The sequence below is a fragment of the Pseudomonas sp. GW531-T4 genome (assembly GCF_017349615.1).
In the GTDB taxonomy this organism is placed as follows: domain Bacteria; phylum Pseudomonadota; class Gammaproteobacteria; order Pseudomonadales; family Pseudomonadaceae; genus Aquipseudomonas; species Aquipseudomonas chlororaphis_I.
In genome coordinates this window covers 1-5,603 of record NZ_JACMZT010000085.1, presented here as the reverse complement: position 1 = coordinate 5,603, position 5,603 = coordinate 1, and the positions used below count along the sequence as shown (strand labels likewise).

Annotated in this window: 2 tRNA genes and 3 rRNA genes; all 5 read right to left on the bottom strand. The window is 51.4% G+C overall.

The features are described 5' to 3' along the window. Nucleotides 1-104: ribosomal RNA gene (rrf, locus tag J4D28_RS30280) — 5S ribosomal RNA — on the bottom strand; the annotation flags it as partial. A gap of 137 nt (nucleotides 105-241) precedes the next feature. Then, a 23S ribosomal RNA gene (locus J4D28_RS30275) occupies nucleotides 242-3,133 on the bottom strand. Nucleotides 3,134-3,372: 239 nt separating this feature from the next. Then, nucleotides 3,373-3,448, bottom strand: a tRNA-Ala gene (locus tag J4D28_RS30270). Nucleotides 3,449-3,474: 26 nt separating this feature from the next. Then, a tRNA-Ile gene (locus J4D28_RS30265) sits at nucleotides 3,475-3,551 on the bottom strand. Nucleotides 3,552-3,616: 65 nt separating this feature from the next. After that, a 16S ribosomal RNA gene (locus tag J4D28_RS30260) occupies nucleotides 3,617-5,153 on the bottom strand. Nucleotides 5,154-5,603: the final 450 nt, after the last annotated feature.

Genomic DNA, 5,603 nt, shown 5'->3' with positions numbered 1-5,603 from the left:
CCTACTCTCACATGGGGAAACCCCACACTACCATCGGCGATGCATCGTTTCACTTCTGAGTTCGGGATGGGATCAGGTGGTTCCAATGCTCTATGGTCGTCAAGAAATTCGGTGTGCCGACTCGTCTTTCGACGCTTCAGCAAATTGGGTATGTAATAGCTTTGTGTGTTTTCTCGAACTTTCGGTTCGTTTCGTCTTCACACACCGCAACTCGCTCTTAAGCAAATTGCTTGGGTGTTATATGGTCAAGCCTCACGGGCAATTAGTATTGGTTAGCTCAACGCCTCACAGCGCTTACACACCCAACCTATCAACGTCGTAGTCTTCGACGGCCCTTCAGGGAACTCAAGGTTCCAGTGAGATCTCATCTTGAGGCAAGTTTCCCGCTTAGATGCTTTCAGCGGTTATCTTTTCCGAACATAGCTACCCGGCAATGCCACTGGCGTGACAACCGGAACACCAGAGGTTCGTCCACTCCGGTCCTCTCGTACTAGGAGCAGCCCCTCTCAAATCTCAAACGTCCACGGCAGATAGGGACCGAACTGTCTCACGACGTTCTAAACCCAGCTCGCGTACCACTTTAAATGGCGAACAGCCATACCCTTGGGACCGGCTTCAGCCCCAGGATGTGATGAGCCGACATCGAGGTGCCAAACACCGCCGTCGATATGAACTCTTGGGCGGTATCAGCCTGTTATCCCCGGAGTACCTTTTATCCGTTGAGCGATGGCCCTTCCATACAGAACCACCGGATCACTAAGACCTACTTTCGTACCTGCTCGACGTGTCTGTCTCGCAGTCAAGCGCGCTTTTGCCTTTATACTCTACGACCGATTTCCGACCGGTCTGAGCGCACCTTCGTACTCCTCCGTTACTCTTTAGGAGGAGACCGCCCCAGTCAAACTACCCACCATACACTGTCCTCGATCCGGATAACGGACCTGAGTTAGAACCTCAAAGTTGCCAGGGTGGTATTTCAAGGATGGCTCCACGCGAACTGGCGTCCACGCTTCAAAGCCTCCCACCTATCCTACACAAGCAAATTCAAAGTCCAGTGCAAAGCTATAGTAAAGGTTCACGGGGTCTTTCCGTCTAGCCGCGGATACACTGCATCTTCACAGCGATTTCAATTTCACTGAGTCTCGGGTGGAGACAGCGCCGCCATCGTTACGCCATTCGTGCAGGTCGGAACTTACCCGACAAGGAATTTCGCTACCTTAGGACCGTTATAGTTACGGCCGCCGTTTACCGGGGCTTCGATCAAGAGCTTCGCGTTAGCTAACCCCATCAATTAACCTTCCGGCACCGGGCAGGCGTCACACCCTATACGTCCACTTTCGTGTTTGCAGAGTGCTGTGTTTTTAATAAACAGTCGCAGCGGCCTGGTATCTTCGACCGGCATGGGCTTACGGAGCAAGTCCTTCACCCTCACCGGCGCACCTTCTCCCGAAGTTACGGTGCCATTTTGCCTAGTTCCTTCACCCGAGTTCTCTCAAGCGCCTTGGTATTCTCTACCCAACCACCTGTGTCGGTTTGGGGTACGGTTCCTAGTTATCTGAAGCTTAGAAGCTTTTCTTGGAAGCATGGCATCAACCACTTCGTCACCTGAAAGGTAACTCGTCATCAGCTCTCGGCCTTAGAACCCCGGATTTACCTAAGATTCCAGCCTACCACCTTAAACTTGGACAACCAACGCCAAGCTGGCCTAGCCTTCTCCGTCCCTCCATCGCAATAACTAGAAGTACAGGAATATTAACCTGTTTTCCATCGACTACGCTTTTCAGCCTCGCCTTAGGGACCGACTAACCCTGCGTCGATTAACGTTGCGCAGGAAACCTTGGTCTTTCGGCGTGGGTGTTTTTCACACCCATTGTCGTTACTCATGTCAGCATTCGCACTTCTGATACCTCCAGCAAGCTTCTCAACTCACCTTCACAGGCTTACAGAACGCTCCTCTACCGCATCACTTACGTGATACCCGTAGCTTCGGTGTATGGTTTGAGCCCCGTTACATCTTCCGCGCAGGCCGACTCGACTAGTGAGCTATTACGCTTTCTTTAAAGGGTGGCTGCTTCTAAGCCAACCTCCTAGCTGTCTAAGCCTTCCCACATCGTTTCCCACTTAACCATAACTTTGGGACCTTAGCTGACGGTCTGGGTTGTTTCCCTTTTCACGACGGACGTTAGCACCCGCCGTGTGTCTCCCATGCTCGGCACTTGTAGGTATTCGGAGTTTGCATCGGTTTGGTAAGTCGGGATGACCCCCTAGCCGAAACAGTGCTCTACCCCCTACAGTGATACATGAGGCGCTACCTAAATAGCTTTCGAGGAGAACCAGCTATCTCCGAGCTTGATTAGCCTTTCACTCCGATCCACAGGTCATCCGCTAACTTTTCAACGGTAGTCGGTTCGGTCCTCCAGTCAGTGTTACCTAACCTTCAACCTGCCCATGGATAGATCGCCCGGTTTCGGGTCTATACCCAGCGACTAAACGCCCTATTAAGACTCGCTTTCGCTACGCCTCCCCTATTCGGTTAAGCTCGCCACTGAATATAAGTCGCTGACCCATTATACAAAAGGTACGCAGTCACAGAACAAAGTCTGCTCCCACTGCTTGTACGCATACGGTTTCAGGATCTATTTCACTCCCCTCTCCGGGGTTCTTTTCGCCTTTCCCTCACGGTACTAGTTCACTATCGGTCAGTCAGTAGTATTTAGCCTTGGAGGATGGTCCCCCCATATTCAGACAAAGTTTCTCGTGCTCCGTCCTACTCGATTTCATGACTAAGAGACTTTCGCGTACAGGGCTATCACCCACTATGGCCGCACTTTCCAGAGCGTTCCGCTAATCTCAAAGCCACTTAAGGGCTAGTCCCCGTTCGCTCGCCACTACTAAGGGAATCTCGGTTGATTTCTTTTCCTCAGGGTACTTAGATGTTTCAGTTCCCCTGGTTCGCCTCTTGCACCTATGTATTCAGTACAAGATAACCATCTTATGATGGCTGGGTTCCCCCATTCAGACATCTCCGGATCAAAGTCTGTTTGCCGACTCCCCGAAGCTTTTCGCAGGCTACCACGTCTTTCATCGCCTCTGACTGCCAAGGCATCCACCGTATGCGCTTCTTCACTTGACCATATAACCCCAAGCAATCTGGTTATACTGTGAAGACGACATTCGCCGAAAATTCGCGATTAAACTCACAAATTTTACCTTAGCCTGAATAAACACCAGTGAAAGTGCTATCCAGTCTATCTTTCTATCACATACCCAAATTTTTAAAGAACGATTCTGATAAAGATCAGAAATCAACATTCATCGCCAATCAGCGGAATGCTCATTTCTAAGCTTTAAACGATGGACACCAATCTGTAATGGTGGAGCCAAGCGGGATCGAACCGCTGACCTCCTGCGTGCAAGGCAGGCGCTCTCCCAGCTGAGCTATGGCCCCGTATCGCTACAGGGTGCACCAGTAATTGGTGGGTCTGGGCAGATTCGAACTGCCGACCTCACCCTTATCAGGGGTGCGCTCTAACCAACTGAGCTACAGACCCAATCGTCTTCTTCAATGAATCAAGCAATTCGTGTGGGAGCTTATGAAGCAGCTGATGTCGTCGATTAAGGAGGTGATCCAGCCGCAGGTTCCCCTACGGCTACCTTGTTACGACTTCACCCCAGTCATGAATCACACCGTGGTAACCGTCCTCCCGAAGGTTAGACTAGCTACTTCTGGTGCAACCCACTCCCATGGTGTGACGGGCGGTGTGTACAAGGCCCGGGAACGTATTCACCGCGACATTCTGATTCGCGATTACTAGCGATTCCGACTTCACGCAGTCGAGTTGCAGACTGCGATCCGGACTACGATCGGTTTTATGGGATTAGCTCCACCTCGCGGCTTGGCAACCCTCTGTACCGACCATTGTAGCACGTGTGTAGCCCAGGCCGTAAGGGCCATGATGACTTGACGTCATCCCCACCTTCCTCCGGTTTGTCACCGGCAGTCTCCTTAGAGTGCCCACCATGACGTGCTGGTAACTAAGGACAAGGGTTGCGCTCGTTACGGGACTTAACCCAACATCTCACGACACGAGCTGACGACAGCCATGCAGCACCTGTCTCAATGTTCCCGAAGGCACCAATCCATCTCTGGAAAGTTCATTGGATGTCAAGGCCTGGTAAGGTTCTTCGCGTTGCTTCGAATTAAACCACATGCTCCACCGCTTGTGCGGGCCCCCGTCAATTCATTTGAGTTTTAACCTTGCGGCCGTACTCCCCAGGCGGTCAACTTAATGCGTTAGCTGCGCCACTAAGAGCTCAAGGCTCCCAACGGCTAGTTGACATCGTTTACGGCGTGGACTACCAGGGTATCTAATCCTGTTTGCTCCCCACGCTTTCGCACCTCAGTGTCAGTATCAGTCCAGGTGGTCGCCTTCGCCACTGGTGTTCCTTCCTATATCTACGCATTTCACCGCTACACAGGAAATTCCACCACCCTCTACCATACTCTAGCTCGCCAGTTTTGGATGCAGTTCCCAGGTTGAGCCCGGGGATTTCACATCCAACTTAACGAACCACCTACGCGCGCTTTACGCCCAGTAATTCCGATTAACGCTTGCACCCTCTGTATTACCGCGGCTGCTGGCACAGAGTTAGCCGGTGCTTATTCTGTCGGTAACGTCAAAATACTCACGTATTAGGTAAGTACCCTTCCTCCCAACTTAAAGTGCTTTACAATCCGAAGACCTTCTTCACACACGCGGCATGGCTGGATCAGGCTTTCGCCCATTGTCCAATATTCCCCACTGCTGCCTCCCGTAGGAGTCTGGACCGTGTCTCAGTTCCAGTGTGACTGATCATCCTCTCAGACCAGTTACGGATCGTCGCCTTGGTGAGCCATTACCTCACCAACTAGCTAATCCGACCTAGGCTCATCTGATAGCGCAAGGCCCGAAGGTCCCCTGCTTTCTCCCGTAGGACGTATGCGGTATTAGCGTCCGTTTCCGAACGTTATCCCCCACTACCAGGCAGATTCCTAGGCATTACTCACCCGTCCGCCGCTCTCAAGAGAAGCAAGCTTCTCTCTACCGCTCGACTTGCATGTGTTAGGCCTGCCGCCAGCGTTCAATCTGAGCCATGATCAAACTCTTCAGTTCAAACATCTTTGGGTTTTGAGAAAACCCTAAACTTGGCTCAGCAATCGTTGGTTACATCTTTGATTTCTCGCGGAGTAACTTGTGATGCTGATAATCTTTCTGACTATCAGTCTGACTCCACAAGCACCCACACGAATTGCTTGATTCAGTTGTTAAAGAGCGGTTGGTTAAGTCTTTCGTCTCAACCGAGGCGCGCATTCTACAGCAGCCTCTGTATCTGTCAAGCGGTTATTTTAAGAAGTTTTCAAAGTTTCCTTTGCAACTTCAACCACTTGCGCTTCCGATCTCTCGTCAGCGGGAGGCGAATTCTACAGCGTTACACGCTGCTGTCAACACCTCTTTTTCTCCGCTTTCGACCGAGAAGATCGAACCGTCAATCCGGCGAAAACACACTGCCGAACCGACTCCTTCGGACCTCGATGAACTGAAGCGTAACCGCTGTCGAAAACC